Origin of the sequence: Gordonia oleivorans, assembly GCF_040044975.1 — a bacterium.
Classification (GTDB): Bacteria; Actinomycetota; Actinomycetes; order Mycobacteriales; family Mycobacteriaceae; genus Gordonia; species Gordonia oleivorans.
This window is the reverse complement of sequence record NZ_JBDZDI010000004.1, coordinates 158,994-183,825: the sequence shown is the minus strand read 5'-3', so window position 1 is coordinate 183,825 and position 24,832 is coordinate 158,994. Positions and strand designations below refer to the sequence as shown.

General features: G+C 67.9%; 26 protein-coding genes. 14 read left to right on the top strand and 12 right to left on the bottom strand.

Translation table 11 applies throughout. The annotated features are described in order from the left end of the window. Window positions 1-24: 24 nt before the first annotated feature. The 5 genes from ABLE92_RS09050 to ABLE92_RS09030 are packed head-to-tail and all read right to left on the bottom strand — an operon-like array spanning window position 25 to window position 4,762. Window positions 25-1,188, bottom strand: coding sequence for a serine hydrolase domain-containing protein (locus tag ABLE92_RS09050; RefSeq protein WP_348804413.1), 1,164 nt, complete (start codon window positions 1,186-1,188; stop codon window positions 25-27). Window position 1,189: 1 nt separating this feature from the next. Continuing rightward, window positions 1,190-1,639, bottom strand: coding sequence for a hypothetical protein (locus ABLE92_RS09045; RefSeq protein WP_348804412.1), 450 nt, complete (start codon window positions 1,637-1,639; stop codon window positions 1,190-1,192). After that, window positions 1,639-2,835: an aminotransferase class I/II-fold pyridoxal phosphate-dependent enzyme gene (locus ABLE92_RS09040; RefSeq protein WP_348804411.1), complete on the bottom strand. Its 1,197-nt coding sequence runs from the start codon at window positions 2,833-2,835 to the stop codon at window positions 1,639-1,641. The genes ABLE92_RS09045 and ABLE92_RS09040 overlap by 1 nt, the downstream gene beginning before the upstream one ends. 49 nt (window positions 2,836-2,884) lie before the next feature. After that, window positions 2,885-3,715 (bottom strand): aldo/keto reductase, encoded by an 831-nt coding sequence (locus ABLE92_RS09035; RefSeq protein ID WP_348804410.1) that lies wholly within the window; start codon window positions 3,713-3,715, stop codon window positions 2,885-2,887. A gap of 60 nt (window positions 3,716-3,775) precedes the next feature. Further along, the gene (locus tag ABLE92_RS09030; protein WP_348804409.1) at window positions 3,776-4,762 is read right to left on the bottom strand and encodes an NADP-dependent oxidoreductase; all 987 of its coding nucleotides are present in this window, start codon (window positions 4,760-4,762) and stop codon (window positions 3,776-3,778) included. A gap of 184 nt (window positions 4,763-4,946) precedes the next feature. On the opposite strand from ABLE92_RS09030, the gene ABLE92_RS09025 reads away from it, so the two are divergent. Genes ABLE92_RS09025 through ABLE92_RS09015 form a run of 3 tightly spaced genes read left to right on the top strand, consistent with a single transcriptional unit; the run spans window position 4,947 to window position 6,662 of the window. After that, window positions 4,947-5,294 carry a hypothetical protein gene (locus ABLE92_RS09025; protein WP_348804408.1) on the top strand — a complete coding sequence of 116 codons (348 nt, stop codon included), beginning with the start codon at window positions 4,947-4,949 and terminating at the stop codon, window positions 5,292-5,294. Continuing rightward, window positions 5,295-5,582, top strand: coding sequence for a hypothetical protein (locus ABLE92_RS09020; protein WP_348804407.1), 288 nt, complete (start codon window positions 5,295-5,297; stop codon window positions 5,580-5,582). A 48-nt stretch (window positions 5,583-5,630) separates the two neighbouring features. Further along, entirely contained in the window at window positions 5,631-6,662 is a 1,032-nt protein-coding gene (locus ABLE92_RS09015; RefSeq protein WP_348804406.1) for a hypothetical protein, read from the top strand. Between the two features lie 12 nt (window positions 6,663-6,674). Here ABLE92_RS09015 and ABLE92_RS09010 read toward each other — a convergent pair whose 3' ends face one another. Next, window positions 6,675-7,148, bottom strand: coding sequence for an NUDIX hydrolase (locus tag ABLE92_RS09010; protein ID WP_348804405.1), 474 nt, complete (start codon window positions 7,146-7,148; stop codon window positions 6,675-6,677). 77 nt (window positions 7,149-7,225) lie between these two features. Here ABLE92_RS09010 and ABLE92_RS09005 point away from each other — a divergent pair, with 77 nt between their 5' ends. The 4 genes from ABLE92_RS09005 (at window position 7,226) to ABLE92_RS08990 (ending at window position 9,980) form a co-directional block, all read left to right on the top strand. Next, window positions 7,226-7,540, top strand: coding sequence for a hypothetical protein (locus ABLE92_RS09005; protein ID WP_348804404.1), 315 nt, complete (start codon window positions 7,226-7,228; stop codon window positions 7,538-7,540). Window positions 7,541-7,634: 94 nt separating this feature from the next. Then, window positions 7,635-8,117, top strand: coding sequence for a hypothetical protein (locus ABLE92_RS09000; protein WP_348804403.1), 483 nt, complete (start codon window positions 7,635-7,637; stop codon window positions 8,115-8,117). Between the two features lie 96 nt (window positions 8,118-8,213). Further along, a complete protein-coding gene (locus ABLE92_RS08995; RefSeq protein ID WP_348804402.1) occupies window positions 8,214-8,438 on the top strand; it encodes a hypothetical protein in 225 nt (74 codons plus the stop codon). 183 nt (window positions 8,439-8,621) lie between these two features. After that, the gene (locus tag ABLE92_RS08990; RefSeq protein WP_348804401.1) at window positions 8,622-9,980 is read left to right on the top strand and encodes an HNH endonuclease signature motif containing protein; all 1,359 of its coding nucleotides are present in this window, start codon (window positions 8,622-8,624) and stop codon (window positions 9,978-9,980) included. 27 nt (window positions 9,981-10,007) lie between these two features. Here ABLE92_RS08990 and ABLE92_RS08985 read toward each other — a convergent pair whose 3' ends face one another. Beyond that, a complete protein-coding gene (locus ABLE92_RS08985) occupies window positions 10,008-10,751 on the bottom strand; it encodes an SDR family oxidoreductase (RefSeq protein ID WP_348804400.1) in 744 nt (247 codons plus the stop codon). A 101-nt stretch (window positions 10,752-10,852) separates the two neighbouring features. Here ABLE92_RS08985 and ABLE92_RS08980 point away from each other — a divergent pair, with 101 nt between their 5' ends. Beyond that, the gene (locus tag ABLE92_RS08980) at window positions 10,853-11,689 is read left to right on the top strand and encodes a helix-turn-helix transcriptional regulator (protein ID WP_348804399.1); all 837 of its coding nucleotides are present in this window, start codon (window positions 10,853-10,855) and stop codon (window positions 11,687-11,689) included. On the opposite strand, the gene ABLE92_RS08975 is transcribed toward ABLE92_RS08980, so the two are convergent. From ABLE92_RS08975 to ABLE92_RS08965, 3 genes are all read right to left on the bottom strand, one after another. Further along, complete coding sequence (locus ABLE92_RS08975; RefSeq protein ID WP_348804398.1) at window positions 11,679-11,966, bottom strand: hypothetical protein; 288 nt, start codon at window positions 11,964-11,966, stop codon at window positions 11,679-11,681. The two genes, ABLE92_RS08980 and ABLE92_RS08975, sit on opposite strands and share 11 nt — an antisense overlap. Window positions 11,967-12,199: 233 nt before the next feature. Next, window positions 12,200-14,014: an MFS transporter gene (locus tag ABLE92_RS08970; protein WP_348804397.1), complete on the bottom strand. Its 1,815-nt coding sequence runs from the start codon at window positions 14,012-14,014 to the stop codon at window positions 12,200-12,202. 64 nt (window positions 14,015-14,078) lie between these two features. Beyond that, window positions 14,079-14,552, bottom strand: a complete 474-nt coding sequence (locus ABLE92_RS08965) for a MarR family winged helix-turn-helix transcriptional regulator (RefSeq protein WP_348804396.1) — start codon at window positions 14,550-14,552, stop codon at window positions 14,079-14,081. A gap of 142 nt (window positions 14,553-14,694) precedes the next feature. Between ABLE92_RS08965 and ABLE92_RS08960 the strand changes: the two genes are divergently transcribed. Both ABLE92_RS08960 and ABLE92_RS08955 read left to right on the top strand, forming a co-directional pair. Next, window positions 14,695-15,339: an SDR family oxidoreductase gene (locus ABLE92_RS08960; protein WP_348804395.1), complete on the top strand. Its 645-nt coding sequence runs from the start codon at window positions 14,695-14,697 to the stop codon at window positions 15,337-15,339. Between the two features lie 79 nt (window positions 15,340-15,418). Continuing rightward, window positions 15,419-16,771, top strand: a complete 1,353-nt coding sequence (locus tag ABLE92_RS08955; protein ID WP_348804574.1) for an FAD-binding oxidoreductase — start codon at window positions 15,419-15,421, stop codon at window positions 16,769-16,771. A 21-nt stretch (window positions 16,772-16,792) separates the two neighbouring features. Here the strand turns inward: ABLE92_RS08955 and ABLE92_RS08950 are convergent, their stop codons facing one another. Further along, entirely contained in the window at window positions 16,793-17,407 is a 615-nt protein-coding gene (locus ABLE92_RS08950; RefSeq protein ID WP_348804394.1) for a cysteine hydrolase family protein, read from the bottom strand. A gap of 129 nt (window positions 17,408-17,536) precedes the next feature. Here ABLE92_RS08950 and malQ point away from each other — a divergent pair, with 129 nt between their 5' ends. After that, window positions 17,537-19,699, top strand: coding sequence for a 4-alpha-glucanotransferase (gene malQ, locus ABLE92_RS08945; RefSeq protein WP_348804393.1), 2,163 nt, complete (start codon window positions 17,537-17,539; stop codon window positions 19,697-19,699). A 13-nt stretch (window positions 19,700-19,712) separates the two neighbouring features. On the opposite strand, the gene ABLE92_RS08940 is transcribed toward malQ, so the two are convergent. Further along, window positions 19,713-20,915 (bottom strand): MFS transporter, encoded by a 1,203-nt coding sequence (locus ABLE92_RS08940; protein WP_348804392.1) that lies wholly within the window; start codon window positions 20,913-20,915, stop codon window positions 19,713-19,715. Window positions 20,916-21,013: 98 nt separating this feature from the next. On the opposite strand from ABLE92_RS08940, the gene ABLE92_RS08935 reads away from it, so the two are divergent. The 3 genes from ABLE92_RS08935 (at window position 21,014) to ABLE92_RS08925 (ending at window position 24,817) form a co-directional block, all read left to right on the top strand. Next, entirely contained in the window at window positions 21,014-22,198 is a 1,185-nt protein-coding gene (locus tag ABLE92_RS08935; protein ID WP_348804391.1) for an ATP-grasp domain-containing protein, read from the top strand. A gap of 87 nt (window positions 22,199-22,285) precedes the next feature. Next, window positions 22,286-23,767, top strand: a complete 1,482-nt coding sequence (locus ABLE92_RS08930; RefSeq protein ID WP_348804390.1) for a flavin-containing monooxygenase — start codon at window positions 22,286-22,288, stop codon at window positions 23,765-23,767. Between the two features lie 39 nt (window positions 23,768-23,806). Beyond that, window positions 23,807-24,817, top strand: coding sequence for a zinc-binding alcohol dehydrogenase family protein (locus tag ABLE92_RS08925; RefSeq protein WP_348804389.1), 1,011 nt, complete (start codon window positions 23,807-23,809; stop codon window positions 24,815-24,817). Window positions 24,818-24,832: the final 15 nt, after the last annotated feature.

Sequence of the window (24,832 nt, the reverse complement as noted above, 5' to 3'; positions counted from 1 at the left end):
TGGTGATGTGGTGATGCGGTGAGGTCAGGAGGTTGGACCGATCCCGGCTCCGGAATTCATCGCGCGGTACACCGACGTCTCGAATTCCATGGCCGCGTGCAGGGCCACCGGATCGGCGAACGGGAACAGTTGGGTCGCCCACACACCGGCGATCTGCGCCCGGCGGTCGATCCAGAAGTAGGTGTTGGCCAGACCCGCCCAGCCGAGGCTGCCCGCGGTGCGTCCGGTCGGGGCGTCGAGTTCGTTGGTCATCGCGACGAGTGACCAGCCCTTGCGGAGTCCGGGGAAGAACTCCATGTCGTGTGTACGTCGGGGATCGATCCCGGGAAGCGCCGTCACGGTGAGATCGCCGAGCTGATTGGCCGTGGCCGCGCGCACGGCGTCGGGGCGCAAGATCTGCTCGCCGTCGTCGGATCGGCCGTCCGACAGCCACATTCGCAGGAAGCGCAGGATGTCGTCGACCGTCGAATACAGCCCCTGACCGCCGAGATCGACCGCGGGAGCGTCCGGCCGGGTGGGTCGACGCAGCGGTTTGAGGCTGCCGTCGGGTAGCCGCGCATGCAGGCTCGCGGCCCGCTCGAGCATCGCATCGTCACGCGCAAAAGCGGTGTCGCGCATGCCCAGTGGGTCGAGAAGGCGTTCCCGCATGACCTCGCCGAGTCGGCGTCCGGTGACGGCCTCGATCACCAGGCCCACCCAGTCCACGCCGATCCCGTACAACCACCGGGTCCCCGGATCGAAGACCAGGGGAGTGCCCAGCGACTCGACGCTGCCGGCGGCGACGTCGGGAACCGACAGTGCCTCTGCCGCGCGGGACGTCGCCTCGTCGAAGAAGGTGTAGCCGAAACCGGATGTGTGCGTGAGCAACTGCCGGGTGGTGAGCGGCGTTCGGGCCGGACGGAGTCGGAGGGTGCCGTCGGTCTCGAATCCGTCGAGCACCTCGACGTCGCGAAGGCGGGGCTCGTACTCGGCGGCCGGGACGTCGAGATCCAGGAGTCCGTCGTCGGCGAGTTGCACGGCGACGGTCGCCGTCAACGACTTGGTGACCGAATACATCGCGAGGATGGCGTCGGTGCGCAACTCCTCGGGCTCGCCGACGGTCCGCGGACCGTGCGCATCGAGGCGGATCGTGGCGTCGCGGTTGGTCACCCCGGTGATGACGCCGGGCAGGGTCGGATCGTGGCTCATCTCAGCCATCGTGCCCCGTGGGTGCCGGCACCTCGCCGGAGGGGTCCGAACGGCGACGGTGCGCGTTGATCTTGCGGGTGACCAGGTGCGCTGACGACAACCCGATGAGCACGCTCGCCGACCCCACGACGATCAGGATCACCCCGACGATGCGCTGCGACCGGATCACCTCGTCGGGTGTCCGGCCTTCCGCCGCCGGCACGTCCTGTCCCGGATGTGCGGGGTCGAAGGCCGGTGGCACCAGCAGTTCCGGATGCGTGTACTTGGTGCCCGGCATCGAGACGCACCGATCCAGCGGCCCCATCGGTCGGTCGGCGCACGTGGGTCCCTGCACGAAGCCGCCGACGATCCCCATGGTCAGAAACAGCGCCCCGACCGCCAGACCGCCGACGGCGATGATGACCTGCCAGACGAGCATCGTCCGGGCCGACGGTTGCTTCTTTCCGGTCATCACACGGTTCGCGACAGCCGGCCGATGAACGCGTCCAGCCGCGACAGGGCCTCCTCCAGGTCGGCGGTGGACGCCGCGTAGGACAACCGCACGTGATCGTCGGCGGTGGCGATGCCGAAATCCTTGCCCGGCGTGAGTGCAACGTGGGCGTCGGCGAGTGCCCGGTCGCAGAACTGCGCCGACGTCAGGCCGGTGTCGGAGACGTCGATGTAGACGTAGAACGCGCCGTCGGGCTGCACCGGAACCCGCAGCCCGATGCGTTCCAGACCGTCGAGCACCAGGCGCCGGCGGTTGACGAACTCGCGGCGACGGTCCTCCGACACCGCCAGCGACTCGGGCGTGAAGCAGGCGAGGGCCGCGTACTGCGCCGGCGTCGGCGGGCTGACGTAGAAGTTCTGCGCCAGACGCTCGGTGACATCGACCAGGGAGTCCGGGAGGATGGCCCACCCCAGTCGCCAGCCCGTCATGCCGAAGTACTTCGAGAAACTGTTGATGACCACGGTGTTCGCGGTATGCGCTCCGGGTTCGGAGAGCACGCTGTGCGGCGGATGGCCGTCCGGGCCCGGATCGGCGAGCCCGAGGTAGATCTCGTCGACGATGCTCCAGCCGTCGCGGGCGGCCACCCGAGCACACAGTTCGACCAGATCGTCGTGCGGCACCGAGGTGCCCGTCGGATTCGACGGTGACGCCACGATGACACCACGCGTCGACGGCCGCCACGCGGCGTCGACGAGGTCGGGGGTCAGCTGAAAGCGGGTGTCGGGTGTCGTCGGCACGAGGGTGACGTCGGCGCCGAAGCTCTCGGCGAACTGCCGATTGCACGGATAGGACGGGTCGCCGATGAGCACCCCGTCACCGGGGTCGACGAGGGCGGCGCAGGCCAGCAGCAGCGCCGCCGATGCGCCGGTGGTGACCGCCACCCGCGACGGATCGACGTCGGCGCCGAAATGCGTCGCATAGAACCCGGCGATGGCCTCGCGGAGCTGCGCGGTACCCAGCGCGTCGGTGTAGGTCATCGGCCTGCCGTCGGCGGCCTCCCGAGCCGCGGCCAGGAACTGCGGAGTCGGGCCGAAGTCGGGTTCGCCGATGTTGAGCCGGATCACCCGATGCCCGGCCGCCTCCACGGCGCCTGCCTTCTTGGCGAACTCCATCGCGTAGAACGGCGCCACGTGCTGCGCCCGTCGCGAGATGTGCATGGGCACATTCTGCGCGACGGGCGCGGTGGGTTCGGCCGGTGGTGTCAGATCAGGGCACCCAGTTGAACGTGTCCGGGTCGGGGCCGCGGCGCTTGTTCTTGTTGAGGCCGTCGATCGCGGCCACGTCGGCCGGGGTCAGTTCGAAGTCGAACAGCGCGAAGTTCTCCTCCACACGCGACCGGGTCACCGACTTGGGGAAGACGATGTCGCCGCGCTGGATGTGCCACCGCAGGGTGACCTGCGCGGTCGATCGTCCCTTCTCTTCGGCGATCTTCACCAGGACCGGGTCGTCGAGGACGTCGCCCTGCGCGATCGGCGACCACGCCTCGGTGGCGATCCCGTGATCGGTGTTGAAGGCGCGCAACTCGTCCTGCGTCAGATACGGATGCACCTCGATCTGGTTGGCCGCCGGCACGATCTCTGTTTCGGCGAACAGACGCTCGAGGTGGTGCTTCTGGAAATTGGAGACGCCGATCGCCCGGGCCTTGCCGTCGGCGTAGATCTTCTCCAGCGCCTTCCAGGTCTCGACGAAGTCACCGACCTCCGGCAGCGGCCAGTGGATCAGGAACAGGTCGACCTGATCGACGCCGAGCCGCTCCAGGGTCTCGTCGGTCGCGGCGAGGGCGTCGTCGTAGGCGTGTTTGTTGTTGTTGAGCTTGGAGGTGATGAAGACCTCGTCGCGGGGCAGGCCGGACTTGGCGAACGCCTCGCCGACCTCCTTCTCGTTGCCGTACATCTGCGCGGTGTCGATGTGGCGATAGCCCACCTCGAATGCCGAGAGGGTGGCCTCGACGGTGTCCTGCGGCTCGATCTGGAATACCCCGAAGCCGAGCTGCGGGATCTGGACACCGTTGTTCAGGGTGATGGAAGGGACTGTCATGGAACACCTTTCACTGTTGTGGACGTGGTTGATGGATCGTGATGTCGATGATGCCGGTGGTCAGGGCAGCAGGATGAACTTTCCGCGCGAATGCCGCGCGGTCAGGTCGGTGAGCGCGCGGCCGGCCTGCTCCAGCGGATAGGCGGCCGCGACCTCGGTGATCAGCGAGCCGTCGGCGGCCGCGGCGATGAGCGGCTCGATGGCCTCTGCGTGGTGGCGTTTGGTCGCGTCCGACGATCCGCTGATCAGGATGATGCCGTCGTCGGTGCGGCCGAATGCGGCGATGCTGACGATGCGCGACGCGTCGATGCCGAGTTTCAGCGAGACATCGATCGCCTCGTCGGTGCCTGCGGTGTCGATGGCGGCGGTGACCGCCGATGGTGCGGCGGCGCGCACGCGGTCGGCGAGGCCGTCACCGTAGGTCACCGGGATCGCCCCGAGTGCGCGCAGAGCGTCGTGATTGGTCTCGGCGGCGGTGGCGATCACGGTGGCCCCGGCGCGCAGCGCCAGCTGCACCGCGATCGACCCGACCGCGCCGGCACCGCCGTGGACGAGAACGACGTCGCCGTCGGTGACGCCCGCGGTGGCGACCGTGTCGGCGGCCGTGACGCCGACGAGCAACAGGCCGGCGGCATGTTCGACGTCGAGGGATTCCGGTCGCCGGTGCAGTCGGTCGACGCCGACGACCACGTGGTCGGCGTAGGCGCCGGCCACCGGGTAGCCGATCACCGCGTCGCCGACGGCGAACTCGGTGACGTCGGGCCCGAGTGCCTTGACGATTCCGGTCAGTTCGCTGCCCGGGTGCAGCGGGAGTTTCGACTCGTCGGTGCCCATCACCCCGCTCACAGTCTTCGCGTCGAACGGGTTGACACCGATGGCCTGCACGGTCACCACGACCTGGCCGGGATCGGGCACCGGTAACTCGATCTTGACGACCTCCATCACCTCCGCGGGATCGCCGTAGGCGGTGGCGACGATCTGCCGCGCGGTGACGGCGGCGGAGTCGATATCGAGGGTGTTCTCGTTGGTCTCACTCGTGTCGGCCATGACAGCTACAAGGCGGCCGGGGTCGCCGACTATTCCGTTGCGATCACAATTGTCGGAAATGCCTGACCCGAGTTGTCCACAGGCAGTTGTCCACAGGCGGGTGCACGACCGCCGGCAGCGGGACACATTCCCCGTATGGTCGGCGCAGCCGGGAGGCCGCCAGATACGCGAAGGGGGACAGCGCATGACCGAAAGACGCGTCGAGGCCGTGGGTTCGGAGCTCAGGTGGATGTCGTCGGTGTTCGTCGCGGGCGCCGACGACGCCGCGCGCGAGTTCGACGGCCATCATCAATCGTTGTGTGAGATCTCAACCGGATTGTGGGACAACAGCGGTCAGGCGCTGATGACTCTCGCCGAATCGTGGCGACGGCGGGGCATGGGGCTGGCCGGCGTGGTCGGTGACCACGGCACCATGCTCACCGCGGCCGATACCGCCTTCCTCGCGGCCGACGACACGAGTGCCGCATCGTTGCGCGTGATGCCTTATCGGCCGGATGCATCAGGGTCGTCCGACATCGAATTGCGGTTGTAGATGGTCGGTTTCGGTGATGTGTTGCGGTTCGACCCGGGGCAGATCTCGTCGATCTTCGCGATCTGCTCCGCGCAGCAGGCGACCTGCTCGACGCTGGGCACCACCCTCGGCTCACTGGACAGTCTGTCGACGTGGCAGGGTGATGCCGCCGACGCGGCACGCGCGGCGGCGGGGCGGGTGCGCGTCGACATCGACAGCTACGGTGTGGAGAACGCGAAGGTGGCCGCGGCCGCCCGGGATTGTTTCAACGAGGCGACGGCGCTCGTCCGGGACGCGAGAAGTGTTTAGGCGCAGGCCGATGTGCGAGGATTTGTCATCGATCCGGTCAGTGGTGCGGTGACCGACCTGCTGTGGCCGTCGGTGCCGGGGTGGTCACCGGCGGAGCGGCAGGCCCATCAGGATGCCATCACCGAGATCACGCGCCGCGTCGCCGAGATCTGCAGCCGGGCAGAGCGTTTCGACGACGATCTGGCGGCGCTGCTCAACGCCGCGAGCGGCGGGATCGCACTGACCGCCGACGGCGAGAATCCGGATTTCAATCCAGCTGCGCGACAAGCCAACCAGATCGCGGCGTTCCGGTCGCTCTATGGGCGGCCGCCGACCTCGGAGAACGACTGGCGGGTCGCCGAGGTGCTCGATCCGCACAGTTACTCCCCGAAGAACAACGGGGTACCACCGCAGATCAGCGTGTTGCGTATCAATCCGGTTCCGGGGCAGGGGGTGGTGGCCACCGGACTGTTCATCCCGACTGCGACGGTGCACGGCGGCATCGACGATCACCTCGGTGACAACCGCGGTTTCGACCCGACCTTCGATCCGGAGGACACGAGGGTGACCTACGTCGTCGACTACGAGACCGGACTGGTGATCGCCCGGCAGAATCCGTCGGCGACCGCCGACGGGACGACCGTGCGCACCGGGACACCGCGGGTCCGGGCCTCGCAACTGGACGACGGAACCGTTCTCGTCAACTACGACGCCGCGGATCCGCTTGCGCCGCCGGGGACGGCGGAGGCCGGCTGGTCGGTCAACGGTCAGACGATCATCACGCCCGGTGAGGGTGACGGGGGCGGTGCCCGCATCTCGGGCAACGTGACCGATTACCCGTCGATGGAGACCTACCAGTACCTGCCCGACGGTCAGACGCGAGTCCTGCACACCGACGGCGCCGGCGACCACACGTCCTTCGGCCCGTTCCTCAATCTCCCGCTCCATCACGAGTTCGGCGACTACGACCGCGATTTCGAGCAGTTTCCGGGGGAGACCCGAGTCCTCGGCCAGGTCGGCAAGGCGCCGACCGGCGTGGCAGCCGACACCACCCCGCTCGGCCCGGTGGGTGATCCGCCCGCGGTGCCGGGTGTGCGGTGACGGGCGATCTTCTCAGCGGTGGAACCAGGCCTGCGGGTCGCCGGCGAGCGCCTTGTCCAGGCGCAGTCTCGAGGTCTGGGCGAGCGGTTCGGGGAGGGCGTCCGGAGCGAACCAGGCGACCGCGGTGTTCTCGTCGTCGGCGACCCGCGGCTCACCCGAGACATGACGGGCGAGGAAGCACACGTCCAGATACCGGGTCTGATCCCCATTGGGGTAGGTGATCATGTCGGTGACGTCGACGCTGGTCAGGCGGATGACCTCGGCACTCACCCCGGTCTCCTCGGTGATCTCCCGGACGATCGCCCGGGCGGGCTCCTCGCCGGGTTCGAGGACCCCGGAGACCACGGCCCACTCGTCGGTGTCGGCACGGCGGGTCAGCAGCACGCGTCCCGCGTCATCGGTGACCACCCCACTGACACCGGACAGCCAGAGCGGCGCATGTCCGACGTGGGAGCGCAGGTCGCGGATGAACTCGGGGATCGGCATGGGTGCCATCTTGCCCGGCGGGCGACGCGCGCGTCGGATCGGGCCGCGGGCATCGGTGATCGTGGGAAGATCGCCGGGTGAACACTCCTCAGGGCGGTAGCGCACCGAGCGCGCAGGGCGGCGTCGGGATCTGGCTGGTCATGGTCGTCATCGGTCTGACCGGAGTGGTGTGGGCGCTGGTGGACGTGATCAACCGCGGGGTGGGTGACGTCCCGGGAAGCACCTGGCTCTGTGGAGTGCTGGGACTGGTGCTCGCCGCCTTCGCCCTCTACCGGGAGTTCGGCGGCGAGCCGCTCATCACCTTCGACGACGAGAACATCGCCGAGGAGTATGAGCAGCAGAAGCGGGATTCCGCCCGGGAGCGTGGTGAGACCGGGGACGACGCCCGGTAGGGACGGCCTCGTCGACGCTTCGCACTCGCGTTCGACGAACTTGTCGGTGGCCGGTGCTTCACTGTGGACATCCGATCTTCTCCAGGAGGCTCCCATGTTCGATGCACACGGCCCCGATGCCGCGCACAGCTCCGATCCGGAGGGCGTCCGGCAGGCCGCGGCATGGTCGGCGATGTACGACTGGCTGGTCGATTCCCTGGCCGGTATGCCCGCCGGTGCGGTGCTCGATCTCGGTCCGTCCGATCATGACGGGTCCGGGGATGCCGACGATGATGACCTGGATGTGCCCTGCGCTCAGATCGTGGTGCTGCGTGAACGGACGATGATGGTGCGGTTGTCGACGGCGGTGATGGATATTCCGGCGGTGGCCGCGTACACCGTGCCGAACGCGATGCTCGACCGGTGGAATTACGAGGATCGCTTCCGCGACTGCACTCACGGCTACCTCCTCAGTCGATCCCGGCGAACCGTGGCCGGCATCTGCGTCGCCTGGTTCCGCGACCGCCGCGCCTTCCCGAGTCCGACGGCACTCGGATGTAGCTACACCGCGCCCAGTGCGGCCCCGCACATCGGCTGAGTGCGGTGCCCACCGGCATGGGGGAGTCCCCTGATCTTTCCCCCAAAGCGTGCTCTGACCAGTGAAATTTCCCTTCCGACGCGTCATCGTGGAGTCATGAACACATCAACCGAATCACACAAGACCACCTCCGAATCCGGACTGACCTTCTGGAAGATCCTCGGCATCATCGCTGTCGCACTGATCGCCCTGGCGATGATCGGGCCGATCCTCAAGGGCCTGTTCTGGGTCGCCCTGATCGCCCTGGCGATCTACGGCGGCGCCATGCTCTTCCGGTCCTCACGCAAGAAGTCCGGCCCGACACCACCGAGCGGTTTCTGATCGCGATCGCCCCGCGGCGGGTGACATCCAGTGGGCGCACTCGCGATCAATGGAAACCGAGCGCTGTCAACGTAATTGCGGCTCGGTCGACGGAAAAAGGTTCTCTGTCAACGATTTTCCTATGGCGTGCATCCTCACACGCGTGTACCATGGAACACATATTCGATATCAAGTGGGGGTGGGATGTTCGAGACGACCGACGACATCCGTCGAGCACTGACCTCGCTCGTCGAGATGACCTCGGCGGCAACCGAAGCCGACGCCCTCGACCGCCTCACCGTCCTCGAGGAACTGAAATCCGCGGCCACCGCCGCGCAGGTCCGTGAAACCGCCCGCCTCGACGAACTCCGCACCGCCGACGAAGAAGCCCGCCGCGTACCGCAACGCCGGCGCGGCAAGGGTCTCGGCGCCGAAATCGGCCTGGCCCGCAAAGCCTCCGGACGCAAAGGCTCCAGCCACCTCGGCTTCGCCCGCGCCCTGACCCACGAGATGCCACACACCCTCGCCGCCCTCGCCGCCGGCCACCTCACCGAATGGCGAGTCACCATCCTCGTCCGCGAAACCGCCTACCTCACCCGCGAAACCCGCGAAACCATCGACCGCGAACTCTGCAGCGACACCACAGCATTGGACGGCGTCGGTGACAAAGCACTCGAGGCCAAAACCAAAGAACTCGCCTACCAACTCGAACCCCGCACCGTCGTCGACCGCAAAGCCAAGGTCGACAAAGACCGTCGCGTCAGCGTCCGGCCCGCACCCGACCTCATGACCCACCTCTCGGCACTGCTACCCATGGCCCAAGGCATCGCCATATACGCCGCCTTCAAAAAACACGCCGACTCCATCATCGGCGCCGACCGCCGCACCCGCGCCCAGATCATGGCCGACACCCTCGTCGAACGCGTCACCGGACACACCACCGCCGACGCCGTCCCCGTCGCGGTCAACCTGATCATGTCCGCCGAGACCATGCTCGGCACCAGCGACACACCCGCCGCCATCCCCGGCTACGGCCCCATCCCCGCCGAGATCGCCCGACGACTGCTCCTCCTCGGCGCCGACGCCACCACCACCTCCACCATCCGCCGACTCTACGTCCGACCCGCCGACGGCACCCTCGTCTCCATGGACGCCCGCTCCCGCTGCTTCCCCAAAAACCTGGCGCACTTCATCTCCCTGCGCGACCAGCGATGCCGCGTCCCGTACTGCGACGCCCCCGTCGAAGAGATCGAACACGCCGACCCCCACCGCCACGGCGGCGCCACCACCGCCACCAACGGCGACGGCACCTGCAGTGACCACAACCACTCCAAGGAAGCCGACGGCTGGACCTACACCGTCCTCGCCACCACCGACGGCCCCCACACCCTCGACATCCGCACCCCCACCGGCCACACCTACCGCAGCATCGCACCACCGCTCATCAGACCCCAACCACCGGCGCCACAACCAGCACGCCCCCACCCACCGATCCGACGCCGTCCCCGCCGAACCACCCACAACCGCACCATCACCCGCAGACGACGCCGATCACCAATCTGACCGTGCCAGTAGAGATCCCAGAGGAGCTCAGTGCAACCGGGCCAAGGCGCCCATCATGTCGCGGCGCGTTCCGTCGGTCTCCGAGTACCGCAGGGCCCTGACGCGTTCGACGAGGATCTCGTCGGTGGCGTCGGGCAGCAGGGTCAGCACCTCGTCGACGAAGTCGGATAGCGGCATGGCCCACTCGGCCTCCGCCTGACCGGGCATCAGGTCTGTCGCCACTGCCGGCGGAACCAGTTCGAGGACGCTGATCCCGTTGGGCGCCAGCTGCATTCGTAGGGAGTCGGTGAAGGAGTGGATGGCCGCCTTGGTGGCGCTGTAGGTGGGGGTGGTGGCCATCGGGGTGAAGGCGAGTCCCGAGGACACCGTGATGATGGTGGCGCCCGGCGTCCCCGAAAGGAATTCGGTGAACGCCGCGACCAGGCGGAGGGGACCGAGGATGTTGGTGGTCACCTCCGCGACCGCGGTGTCGAGGAATGACGGGTCGGTGAGATCTTCGGCGCGCATGATGCCGGCCATCGCGATGAGGACATTGGTGTCGGGGAATCGGGTCTGCACCTCGGTACTGGCCCGCATGATGTCGTCGGCGTCTGCGGTGTCGATGCGAACAGTCTCGATACCCGGATGGGCTGCGGCGATCTCGTCCATCAGTGCGGTGCGTCGACCGCCGATGATGACGGTGTTGCCCCGCTCGTGGAGTCGCAATGCGAGGGCGAGCCCGATACCCGAGGTGGCGCCGGGGATGAAGATGGTGTTGTCGGTGAGGTTCATGACTCCACTTCATCGCGCTCACCGACCGGCCACCAGGCCGCAGTCATCCAGGGACCGCCGATCCCTGGGCGGGGTCGCGGCGACCGGGTAACAGTGGAGTCATGACGTCCATCGACCGTGCGGGCCTGGCGCAGTTCCTGCGTGCCCGGCGCGAAGCACTGCAACCCGCCGACGTGGGTCTGCCGCCCGGTGCGCGACGTCGGGCACTCGGACTGCGGCGCGAAGAGGTCGCGGCACTCGCCGGAATGTCCACCGACTACTACAGCCGGCTCGAACAGCAACGCGGACCGCACCCGTCGGATCAGATGGTTGCCGCCATCGCGCAGGCGATGCATCTCGGTCTCGACGAGCGTGACCACCTGTTCCGGCTCGCCGGGTTGAACGCGCCCGACCGAGTGAGCCGCGACGATCATGTCAGTCCCGGCATGATGCGCATCGTCGACCGGCTCGCCGACACCCCGGCGATGGTGGTCAACGGTGCGGGGGAGACGTTGAGGCAGACGGCAATGGCGGTGGCGTTGCTCGGTGACGATTCGGTGCTGACCGGGTATCGACGCAGCATCGTCTACCGATGGTTCACCGACCCGCAGACGCGCGGTCGATTTCCGGCCGAGGATCACGACCATCACGCCGCCGCCCACACCGCTCGCCTGCGGGCCGCCGTCACCCGCGACGGGCCGCGCTCGCGGGCCGCGGAAATCGCCGATGCGCTGCGTCGCGAGAGCGCGGAGTTCGCCGAACTCTGGGACCGGCACGACGTCGCAACCTCGCTCGCCGACACCGAGAAGCGGATCGTGCATCCGCAACTCGGACTCATCGAGGTGTTCTGTCAGACACTCCTCGATCCGGACACCGCGCAGATCCTGCTGGTTTATACCGCCGTACCGGGCAGCGACAGTCACGAGAAGCTGGCGATGCTGTCGGCGGTCAGCGGCTGAGCGGGCGAGGCGGGGTGACCCGGATCCCGAGCAGGTACTCATCCTTGATGAAGTTCCCGAATTCGGTCCGCGGAATCGGCTGGTGTCCGATCCTTTCGTCCGCGGCGTCGACCTCGACGTACATGTGCGAACCCGGAACGGCCACAATCCCGCCGCCGACGACGCGGCAACGCCGATAGTCGGCATACATCGACGCGACCCGGACGTCGTATGCCGGCCACCGCGGATTGCCGGGATGCCAGGACACGTTCAGCATCAGGGGGCCGGTGACAGTCATCCAGCAGGCCCCCGACTCGGGGAGCCGTTCGGCAGCAACCGAATTCCCAACTGCCCAGGGAGGCGTACACGATGGGCGGCATCGCGGCGCTCAGGACGGACCGGACCGGCCGATCTCGGGCAGAACCCGACGGGTGGGAACGGCATGCGTACTCATGTCACAAATCGGGGAGTAGACAGCCGCGACACAAACACCGCGGGCCCCGATGTACCGCCGAGAACGGTAGCACGCGCCTACCGGCGCCCCGCGGGTTCCTGCTCGGGGTACTCGTCGACCACCAACTCCGCGGGGGCCTCGCCGGAGGCGTCGGCGGCCACGGCGGCGAGCTCCTCACCGAGTGACTCCGCGGGTTCGTCGACGGACTCCTGAACCGACGTCTTCGAGCCGGTGAACAGGCAGGCGACGGCGCCGATCAGGCAGCACACCAGGGCGAAGGTGAAGGCCGCGGTCAGACCGTCGGAGAACGGATCGCTGATCAGGTGCGGGAAGAACTCGAGACCGGTGAGGTGATCGATACTGGCCTGCGGCAGACCCTGTAGCGCCTGGCCACCGACCTCCTGGATCGGGTTGACGCCCAGGAACGCCGCGAACAGGATGCCGACCGTGGGCAGGTGCGCGATGGAGTCGGCCGGTGCCGAGGGCATTCCGCCGGCGGTGAGGCCGTCGTACATCGCGGTGGGCAGGTGCTCGCTGAGACCCGCGATCATCATCGAGAAGAACAGCCCGATGGACAGCACCATCGCCGCGTTCTGGAAGGTCGTCATCATGCCGGCGCCGGAGCCGCGGGAGGTGATCGGCAGACTGTTCATCACCTCGGCGCGGTTCGGTGAGGCGAACAGGCCCATGCCGATGCCGTTGATGAGCAGGATCAGTGCGAACACCCAGTAGCTGAAGTCAACCGGGATCGCGATCAGGCCGGCGAACGTCCCGGCGGTGATCAGCATGCCGATGGTGGTGAACCACTTGGTGCCCAGCTTGTCCGACAGGGCGCCGGACACCGGTGCACTGAGCAGGAAGCCGACAGTCATCGGGACCATGTAGATACCGGCCCACAGCGGGGTCTTGGTGTAGTCGTAGCCGTGCTGCGGCAGCCAGATGCCCTGCAGCCAGATGATCAAGATGAACTGCAGACCACCACGCCCGATGGACGCCATCAGGTTCGCGATGTTGCCGAAGGTGAAGGAACGGTTCTTGAACAGCGACAGCTCGAACAGTGGGCTGTCCACCCGGGTCTCGATGATGACGAACGCGGCCAGCATCAGCGCACCGCCGATCAGTGCGGCCAGCACCCAGGGATTGCCCCAGCCCATGTTGGAGGTGCCGTAGGGCTGGATGCCGTAGGTGATGCCGACGAGGATCGCGACGAGGCCGATGGCGAAGGTGGTGTTACCCCACCAGTCCATCTTGGCCTTGCGGCGGACGCCGGTGTCGCGCAGCTTCAGGTACGCCCAGATGGTGCCGATGACGCCGAACGGGACCGAGACCAGGAAGATGTAGTGCCACTGGATCGGGGCGAGCAGGCCACCGATGATCAGGCCCAGGAAGGAGCCGGCGATGGCCGCGACGCCGTTGATGCCCATGGCCAGACCACGCTGATTGGCCGGGAAGGCGTCGGTGAGGATGGCCGAGGAGTTGGCCATCAGGAATGCACCACCGATGCCCTGGATGATGCGCCAGAAGATCAGCCAGATGGCCGCTTCGGGACCGTCGAACCAGGTGATGGCGAGGAAGATCGACGACACGGTGAAGATGGCGAAGCCCATGTTGTACATCCGGGCGCGCCCGAACATGTCACCGAGCCGGCCGAAGCTCACCACGAGAACCGCGGTGACGACGAGGAATCCCATCATCATCCAGAGCAGGTAGCTGGTGTTGCCCGGCTCCAGCGGATTGAGGTTGATGCCCTTGAAGATATCGGGCAGCGCGATCAGCACGATTGAGCTGTTGATCGTCGCGATCAACATGCCGAGGGTGGTGTTGGACAGGGCGATCCACTTGTAGTGGGGCCCGAGATCGGAAGCCGTGGGGGCCGCGGTGGCGGCGGTCATGGTGTCTCCTGACGTGGTGGGGCTGGGTCGGCTGACGGGGCGTGGCGTCACTCGTCGGATCGCGTCATCGATCGACTCCGAGCGTGGAGCACTCGCCGTCGGTCAGGACGTCGGCGAGGGCGGCGATGCCGCGGGTGAGTTCGGCGCGGGTCTGCGGGTCGAGACGGTCCAGCGCGTCCGCGAGCATCAGCGCCTTCTTCGACTTGGCGTGGTTGATGAGTTCGGTGCCGGCCGGGGTCGCGGCGAGCTGGCGGGCACGTCCGTCGTCGGGGTCGGGGAGCCGTTCGACGTAACCGCCCTGTTCGAGGTTGCCCACGATCCGTGACATCGTCGGCAGTGAGACCGATTCGCGTTCGGCCAGCGCGGAGAGGCGAAGTGGGCCGTGGTTGATGATCGTCCACAGTGCCGAGGCGACCCCGGCGCTGAGGTTTCCCTGCCCGCCGGCCCGCAACGCCCGTGTGATGCGCACCCACTGGTGGTAGAGCACGGCGACATCGACCGTCGGCGCGGTGCGCAGTTCATCGGTGGATGCGGACATGGCGGACGCCTTTCGGTGGGTGGGATACCGACAAATATAGTTGCTTGTTGCTAAGTAATCGAATGGTAAAGCGGACTACAAGTCCGGATCGCTACGTTGGGAGATACGCAGACATTCATCGACGACGACGAAGTGAGGCGACATGACACAGGTAGTGATCATCGGAGGACACGGCAAGATCGCGTTGCGGCTGGCCCGCATCCTGACCGGACGCGGCGACTCGGTGACCTCGGTGATCCGGACGGAATCGCAGGTCGACGACGTCGCGGCCACCGGCGCGAGCCCCGTGGTGGCGGACGTGGAGAACCTGGACACCGCGTCGATCGCGTCGGTGCTGGCCGGACACGACGTCATCGTGTGGTCGGCCGGGGCCGGTGGTGGCGACCCGGCCCGCACTTACGCCGTCGACCGCGATGCGGCGATCCGCACCATCGACGCCGCATCCTCGGCCGGAGTGAATCGTTTCGTGATGGTGTCCTACTACGGTGCCGGACCAGATCACGGTGTGCCGGAGGAGAATTCGTTCTTCGCCTACGCCGAGGCCAAGGCCGCCGCGGACACACATCTGAAGGACTCGCCACTGCAGTGGACGATCCTCGGGCCGTCGCGGCTCACCGACGAACCCGGTTCGGGCCGCGTCGAGGTCGGTGGCGGGGTCGACTCGAAGGGTGAGGTGAGCCGGGACAATGTGGCGCAGGTCGCCGCCGCGGTGATCGCGGCACCGGACACCGTCGGCAAGGTCATCGAATTCAACGACGGCGACGTTCCGGTGACCGAGGCGATCTGAGGACATCCGACTCCTCCGCACGAGTGGCCCCGGCGTCGATAATGGAGAGGTGACCATCAACCCGAGTGTCCTCGATCGGATGCGTTCTATCGTCGGCGATGCCAACGTCCTCACCGACCCCGACGCGATGGCGGGGTATCTGACCGACTGGATGGGCCGCTACCACGGCCACGCCGACGCGGTGATCCGGCCGCGCACCACCGCCGAGGTCGCGGATGTCGTCGGAGAGTGTGCGGCACAACGGATTAGGATCTGCGTGCAGGGTGGCAACACCGGGCTGGTCGGCGGGTCGGTTCCGCCGCCGGAGGCCCCGGGCGACGACGGTCTCATCCTGTTGTCGACCGCACGCATGACCGACATCGACGACGTCGACGAGGTCGGCGCGACCGTCGGGGCGCAGGCCGGTGCCACCATCGCCGCGATCGATGCCCGCGCCGAGTCGGTGGGTCTGATGTTTCCGGTCGACCTGGCCTCCCGGGAGTCCGCGACGGCCGGTGGGGTGGTGTCGACCAATGCCGGCGGTGTGCGGATGATCCGGCACGGCAACACCCGTGCGCAGATCCTCGGGATCGAGGCGGTCCGTGCCGACGGGCAGGTGCTGCGACGCTGGTCCCCGTTGGTGAAAGACAATGTGGGATACGACATCCCGGGCTTCCTGGCCGGCAGTGAGGGAACCCTCGCGGTGATCACCGGGGTGCTGTTCCGGTTGGTCACCGCCGCCTCGGCCACCGTCGTGCTGGTGGCGGCGCACGATCGCGTCGACGATGCCATCGCCCTGATCGGTCAGGCCCGGGAGGCGGGTCTGACCGTGGAGGCCGCCGAACTGATGACGCAGGCGGGTCTGGACCTGGTGCACGAGCACGGAACCCGACGGCCGGTGGCCACCCCGGCCCCGTACTATCTGCTGCTCGAGGTGTCCGGGGCCGGTGACCCCGAGGAGCTGGTGGTCGACCTCCTCGAGAACGGCACCGGCATCGTCGACGCGGTCCTCGAACCGGGGCCGGCGCGGGCGCTGTGGGAGGTGCGTGAAAGCCACACCGAATCCATCGCGCGCTCCACCACGACACCGGTCGTCAAACTCGACGTGTCCTTCCCGATCCGGGAGTTGCCGAGCGCCGTCACCGAACTCGAGGCGTTGCCCGGCGAGCTCGATTTCGCCTGCCGCCCCATTCTTTTCGGGCATGTCGGCGACGGCAACGTACACGTCAATCTGCTCGACGTGCCGGTCGAGCGCACCGCCGAGGTCACCGACCGGGTGTTCACCATCGTCGCGGGTCACGGCGGCAGCATCAGCGCCGAACACGGGATCGGCCGCGCCAAGACCGCGTGGACACATCTGGGACGATCGCCGGTCGACCTCGCGACGATGCGGGCGATCAAGGACGCACTCGACCCCGACGGGCTGCTCAACCCGGGAGTCATCTTCGGCTGAGCCGAACTGGGTGCGGGAGGCTCAGAATGCGGCACGCACCTGCGTCGACTCCACCGGATGGGAGAACATCGGGTAGTCGAAGGAGATCGCGTTGTCGTGTTCGGCCACCGACGTCGCGGCGGTGCAGTCGGTCAGGGTGATCACCCGATAGCCGTTCTCGTACGCCGAGCGCATCGTCGACTCCACACAGCAGTTGGTGAGGAAGCCACCGAGGATCACCGTCTCGATTCCCTTGCTGCGCAGGATGAAATCGATGTTGGTGGAGGCGAAGGTGTCCAGCCCGCGTTTGCCCTCGATGACGATGTCGCCGTCGGCCGGTGTCAGGTCGTCGACGATGCTCGCACCCCAGGTGCCCTTGACGAAGGCGTTGCCGTCGACGACCCCCTTGAGGATTCCGTAGGGGTGGCGGGTGAGTTCGCCGTATCCGGGGGCGAAGGTGATCGGTGCGTGCATGATCGTCACCCCGGCGGCACGCGCGGCGTCGACGAGCGCGACGGTGTTGGCCAGCATGTCGGTCTTGTCCATCACCTCGGCCACCGCGTCGTGCAATACCCCGCCGTCGGAGGTGAATTCGTTCTGGAACTCGATGAGCACCAGTGCGGTGGTGGCGGGGTCGAGGGTGAGGGCGTCGGTCATGGTGATTCTCCTTCGCGCGATGCGGGGTGGCTCCCAGAAGACAATGCCGGGTGACCTGCGCCACAGTCAATGGAAGACCACGGAAACCCTTGGCGGCAAGCCGCGCGCGGACCCGTCGTCGGTGAGACGATGCAAGTCGTGACCGATCACGTGGATGCACGGTTGGCAGAGTTGGCGCGCCGCAGCGGAGTGGCCACCAGCTACGTGGGATGGGATTCCCTCGAACACACGGTGAGCGATCAGACTCTGAGGTCGGTGCTGACCGCCCTGGGCGTGGCCGTCGGCACCGACGAGGAGATCGAGCGGGCGATCGCCGAGTCGGAGGTGGCGCCCTGGCGGGATTTTCTCCCGCCGGTCACCGTGACCACCGAGGGCGCCGGCGACGTCTTCTGGGTCCATGTGCCACATGGCAATCCGCTCGATGTGCACATCACCACCGAATCCGGGGTGCAGCGTCGCCCGCATCAGGTCGATCACTGGTGGGAACCGGTCGAGGTCGACGGTGTCCTCACCGGACGTGCCAGCTTCACCGTGCCCACCGACCTCGAACCGGGCTATCACGAGATCGCCGCCACCGATCCGGCGGCCGGGCGCACCGAGACCACCCCACTCATCGTCACCCCGCGTCACCTCACCACCGCCGACGACCTGACCGGAGACCAGCGGTGGGGCCTGGCACTGCAGCTGTACTCGGTGCGGTCGGCGCGGTCGTGGGGCGTCGGGGACTTCGCCGACCTCGCCGAACTCGCCGCGTCCACGGCCAGCACCTACGGCGCCGACTTCATCCAGGTCAATCCGCTACACGCCGCCGAGCCGGTGCCCCCGGTGGAGAACTCCCCATACCTGCCGACGACGCGGCGGTTCGTCAATCCGCTCTACATCGCCGTCGTCGACATCCCGGAGGTGGCCGATCTGCCCAAACGGCACCGCAAACTGATCGACCGGCTGGCCAAAGGCTTCGTGGCCGACAATGTGTCGACCAAGAAGATCAAGCGCAACAAGGCATTTCGGGCCAAACTGACCGCGCTGGAATTGATCCACGAGGTGCCCCGACGCGCCGCCCGGGAGGCGTCGTACCGGGCGTTCCGGCGCCGCGAGGGTGACGGCCTCCTCGACTTCGCGACCTGGTGTGCGCTGGTGGAGGAGTTCGGTTCGGACAGTCCCAAATGGCAGGGGAAGCTGCGGGATCCCGCCTACGTGGCGCGCCAGCGTCGGCGACTGGCCACCCGCATCGAGTTCTACACCTGGCTGCAGTGGATCTGCGACGAACAACTCGCCGCCGCGCAGAAGGCGGCACGGTTGGCGGGCATGTCCATCGGGATCATCGCCGACCTCGCGGTCGGCGTCGGACGCGACAGCGCCGACGTCTGGATGCTCGGCGACGTCCTGGCCACCGGGGCGACGGTGGGGGCGCCGCCGGACGGATTCAATCAGCAGGGACAGAACTGGAATCAGCCGCCGTGGCACCCGAAGAAGCTCGCGGCGGCCGGGTACGCGCCGTACCGGGACATGCTGCGCACCGTCCTGCGGCACGCGGGCGGACTACGCGTCGACCACATCCTCGGACTGTTCCGGCTGTGGTGGATTCCCGACGGCGGGTCGGCCGCCGACGGCACCTACGTCCGCTACGACCACGACGCGTTGATCGGCATCCTCGCGCTCGAGGCGCAGCGCGCGGGTGCCGTCGTCATCGGCGAGGATCTCGGGGTGTTCGAACCCACGGTGCAGGACACCCTGCGTGACCGCGGAATCCTCGGCTGCTCGATCCTGTGGTTCGAGCACGGCCCGTACGCGCCGATCCCGCCGGAACGCTACCGGGAGCTGTGCCTGACCGCGGTCACCACCCACGACCTCCCACCGACGGTCGGATACCTGGCGGGCGACCACATCACGCTGCGCGCCGAGCTCGGCCTGCTCACCGAGAGCGAGGACGAGGATCGGGCACGTGAGGAACGTGACCGTGACGCGGTCCTCGCGATGGCGATCGAACGTGGACTGCTCGCACCCGACACCCCACTGACCGACAAGCACACGATCAACGCCCTGTACCAGCTGATCGCGGCGAGCCCGTCGGTGCTGCTCAGCGTCGCCCTGGTGGATGCGGTGGGCGAGCGGCGCATCCAGAATCAGCCCGGCACCGACGCCGATCAGTACCCCAACTGGTGCATCCCGCTGGCCGACGACGAGCGGCGTCCGGTGCTCGTCGAGGACCTGCCCGCCAATGCGCGGTTCGCGTCGCTGGTGGCCGCCCTCGAGGCGGTCGGCGTGGGCGGGGAGTCGGCCGGGGCCTGACCCGCCCCGCCGCTCAGTCGACGTCCGTGGCCCCGCGCCGGATGGCGATGGCAACCAGTGCGGCGGCGACGGCGCACAGCACCGCCACTCCGATGTTGAAGGCGATGCCCGTCGGGACCAGCCCCCACCGGGCGGCGGCGAGTCCCTGGGCGACGATCGGGATCGACAAGGCGACGTAGGCGACCACGAAGTAGGTGGAGGTGACCTCGGCCCGACGATCGGCCGGACTGGCCGCGACCACCGCGGCCAGGCCCTTGCTGAACGAGATGCCCTGCCCGGCACCGGAGATCACCGCACCGACGATGAGCAGCGGCAGGGACTCGGCGGCCAGCGCCCAGGCGATCACCCCCACCCCGACGGTCAGCGCCGCGCAACCGGCGATCAGGGCGGTCCCGGTGGGGGCGCGCCGCCCCACGATCTGGGTGAGGGCCGACGTGCCGAGCAGGATGGCGACGAGGGCGCCCGCCATGAAGTGATTGTCGATCCCGATGACGTGGGCGAGGAACGACGGTGCGACCGCGGTGAACGTCCCCAGCACCGCGAAGCCGGCGAAGGCCGCGATGGCCGGCCCGGTGAACACCGCACGCACCTGCGGTGGCACCGACAGCCGCTGCACTCCCACGCGCGCACCGGGTGTCGGCCGTGCCGGTTCCGGGATGAACCAGATCGCGACCCCGACCACCAGCAGCAACGCGAGGTCGACGACGAAGACGGTGTGCAACGGTGACGGCGCGTACTGCGCGAGCACGCCGGCGAGCAGCGGTCCCAGGCCGAGCCCGCCGATGTTGGCGGCCGTGGCGATCGCCGGTGCCCGGAATCGCCAATTCGGCGGCGCGAGTTCGATCACCGCCGCGGTGGCGGTGCCGGTGTAGATCCCGGCCGACAACCCCGACACGATGCGGCCGACCAGGAGTTGACTCAGTCCGCCCGCGGCGAGAAAGACGATCGCGCTGATCGCCGAGAGCGCCACACCGGCGATCAGCAGTGGCCGGCGCCCGACGACGTCGGACCACCTGCCGAACACGATCAGCGCCGTGATGACGCCGGCGGCGTACACCGCGAAGATGATGGTCGTCGTGGCGACCCCGAAGTCCAGTTCGGCGCCGTAGATCGCATACAGCGGGGTGGGAAGAGTGGTTCCCAGCATCACCACCGCGAAGGCGGCGACCGCGGCGGCGAATGCGGCCGAGGGGCCGATCGTGCGGTGAGCGGGCATGCCTCATCCAAGCACGGGGTCTCGTCGATCTATTCCGGCACAGATTCAGACACGACGTGGCGCGGAGAAGGTCACCGGGTGCGCTAGCCTTCACAAACATGTCGACAGATCCGCGGATTCTCGCCACCACCTCCCGAACGCCCTTTGCCGTCGACGAGATCCACAAGCTCGGCGAGACCGGGCGATTCGTGGTCGCCTCCGACACCTTCCGCGCGGCCCCCGGCAGTCACTCGCGGGGCGCGAGCAAGCACGTGACGGTACCCGCACCCACGCAGGAGACCCTCGCCTTCGTCGACGCCGTCGTCGAGATCCTCGACGAGTATCAGATCAACTGGCTGCTGCCGATGTTCGAGGACGTCTTCTACCTCGCCGCACACCGGGATCGGCTCGCGCAGGGACGCGACATCGAACTGTTCTTCCCCGACCTGGAGACGTTGCGCCGGGTGCACGACAAGGTCAGCTTCACCGACCTGTGCCGCACCCTCGGCCTGCCCGTCGCCGAGACGATCACCGCGACCAGCCAGGACGAACTGCGGGCGGCCGCCGGGCACTGGGATCACTGGTTCGCCCGCGCCGCCTTCGGCCGTGGCGGCCTCGACATCGCCACCAACACCGGCCCGCTGGCCGGCGAGACCGATCTCGACGACATCCACCCCAGCGCCGACGACCCGTGGCTCGTGCAGGAGTTCCTCTCCGGCGTCGACCGCTGCAGCTGGAGCGTCGTCCACCACGGCGAGGTGGTGCTGCACTCCTGCTACGAGCATCCCCTCGCGATCGACAACCGCGGCGGCGTCATCTTCCAGTCCGTCGATTCGCCGGAGTCGCTGGAGACCGCGCAGCGCATCGCCCGGGAACTCAACTGGCACGGTCAACTCTCCTTCGACTACCTGATGACCGACGACGGTGTGCATCACATGGTGGAGTGCAATCCGCGTCCGACGGCCGGCTGCACCGTCGCCACCGCCGAGGAGTTCGACACCGCGCTGTTCAACCCGGGCGGGCTCGTCGTCGTACCGCCTGGCCGCAAGAAGATGATCAAGGCCGCCGTCATCCGCGACGCACTGATGCATCCGTCGCACGCCCGCGGCAACGTCGCCGCGGCCAAGGGCGCCAAGGGTGTCTACGACCAGCGCAAGGACCACATGCCGCTGCTGTATTCGGCGTTGTCGCTGCAGCACATCCTGGCCTACCGCAAACAGTTGGGTATCAACCGTCAGAAGGGTGAGACGCTCGTCGCGACCCAGTTCTTCGACGTGCTCTACGACGGTTCGCCGATCGCCTGACGCCGATCGCCGGGAGCCGGGGGGTTCCGGTCGGCGACCGCATCACGTTAGTGTGTCGTGGGTAACACGCAATCATGAGGTGATGGCATGGTCGTTGACCACGAGGTGGTGATCGTCGGCGCCGGATTCGGCGGGATCGGCGCCGCGATCGAATTCCGCCGGCTCGGCATCGAGGACTTCGTGATCCTCGAACGGGAGGACGATCTCGGCGGCACCTGGCATGTGAACCACTATCCGGGTCTCGCCGTCGACATCGCCTCGGCGACCTACTCCTACTCCTTCGAACCCAATCCGCGGTGGTCGCGGCTGTTCGCGCCCGGGCCCGAACTCAAGCGCTACGCCGCCGACGTCGCCGAGAAGTACGACCTGAAACGGCGGATGGAATTCGGGACCGTCGTGGAACGCGCGGTCTGGGACGACGAGGCCGCGGTGTGGACGGTGTCGACCGCCGACGGTGCACAGCGCACCTGCCGATACCTGGTCACCGCCACCGGCTTCCTCTCCCAACCGCACACCCCGGACTTCGACGGCCTCGACACCTTCGCCGGCACCATCGCCCACACCGCCGACTGGGATGACGACCTGGATCTGTCCGGCCGTCGCGTCGCGGTCATCGGCACCGGCGCCACCGCGGTCCAGCTGATCCCGGAGGCGGCCCGAAAAGCCGCCCACCTCACCGTGTTCCAGCGCACGCCGATCTGGGTGGTGCCCAAGGTCGACTTTCCCATCCCACGTGTGGTGCAGCGCCTCTTCGCCCGTATCCCGCTGACGCAGCGGGCGGTGCGCCTGGTGAACACCTCGATGCTGGAACTGCTGATGGTGGTCGGTGTGCTGCACTTCCGGCAGGCGCGTCTCGGCAACCGTGCCGCGGCCCTGTTGGCGAAGGCGCATCTGCGGGCGCAGGTGCCCGACCCCGCGCTGCGCCGGGCGCTCACCCCGGACTACGACTTCGGCTGCAAACGACCGACCTTCTCCAACACCTACTTTCGGGCCTTCACCCGCCCGAACGTGACCCTGGAGACCGGCGGCATCGGACACCTCGAACCGGGCGCGATCGTCACCGGCGACGGCCGGCGGATCGAGATCGACACCCTGGTGCTCGCCACCGGATTCGACCTGTGGGACACCAACTTCCCGGCCTTCGAGATCGTCGGCCGCGACGGCGTCGACCTCGGCCGGTGGTGGCGCGACACCCGATTCCAGGCGTATCAGGGCATCACCGTGCCGAGGTTCCCGAACCTGTTGTCGCTCAACAGCCCCTACTCCTACAGCGGATTGTCGTATTTCACCACCATCGAGGGACAGATGCGCCACATGGCGCGCCTCTTCGGTGAGTTGCGACGCCGGGGTACGCGGACGTTCGAGGTCACCGAATCGGCCAACGCCGAGTTCCTCGACGAGGTCACCTACCACCTGCAGTCCTCGGTCTTCTACCGGGGCGACTGCGCATCGGCCCGCAGCTACTACTTCAACCACCAGGGTGAGGCCGCCCTGCTCCGGCCCAACTCCACCCTCACCACCCTGCGTCAGATGCAACGATTCCCGCTCGAGGACTACAGCTTTCGTTGACGGCTCGTGCTCGACGATGCACGGGACTACCGTGGCGTCATGCGCGCATGGGCAGTCAACCGTCCGGGGCCGATCGAGAGCGGACCGCTGGATCTGATCGAGCGGCCGGTACCCGAACCGGCGGCCGGCGAGCTGCTGGTCCGGGTACGTGTGTGCGGGGTGTGCCGCACCGACCTGCACGTCAGCGAGGGTGACCTGCCGGTCCATCGCGCCGGGGTGACACCGGGCCACGAGGTGGTCGGCGAGGTCGCCGGATTCGGCCCCGGCGCCGACACCGGTGAGTTCACGCTCGGTGACCGGGTCGGGGTGGCCTGGCTGCATCACACCGACGGCACCTGCGCCTACTGTCGCCGCGGCGCGGAAAACCTCTGTCCGGCATCCACATACACCGGATGGGACGTCGACGGCGGATACGCCGAGTTCACCACGGTTCCCGCCGGTTTTGCCTACCGCCTGCCCGACGACGTCGACGACGTGACACTCGCACCGTTGCTGTGCGCGGGGATCATCGGCTACCGCGCACTCAAGCGCGCCGCACTGCCCGAGGGCGGGCGGCTGGGCATCTACGGCTTCGGTGGCAGCGCTCATCTGGCCACGCAGATCGCGATCGCCCAGGGCGCACGGGTGCACGTGATGACCCGCGGCGAGCAGGCCGCCGAACTCGCGCGGTCGCTGGGGGTCGCCTCGGTCAGCGGTGCCTACGACGCACCGCCGGAACCGCTCGACGCCGCGATCACCTTCGCCCCGGTCGGCGAGTTGGTGCCGGTCGCGATGGCCGCCCTCGACCGGGGTGGGGTGCTGTCGATCGCCGGAATCCACCTCACCGACATCCCGAAGCTCAACTATGAGCGGGAGTTGTTCTACGAGAAGGAGATCCGCTCGGTCACCGCGAACACCCGGGCCGACGGCCACGAATTCCTGCGGCTGGTGACCGAATACGGCATCACCGCGACCACCCACCCCTACCCGCTGACCCGCGCCGATGAGGCCCTCGCCGACCTCAAGGCCGGACGCTTCGACGGCGCCGCGGTGCTCGTCGCCGACGAGTGAGACGGGGACGACGGA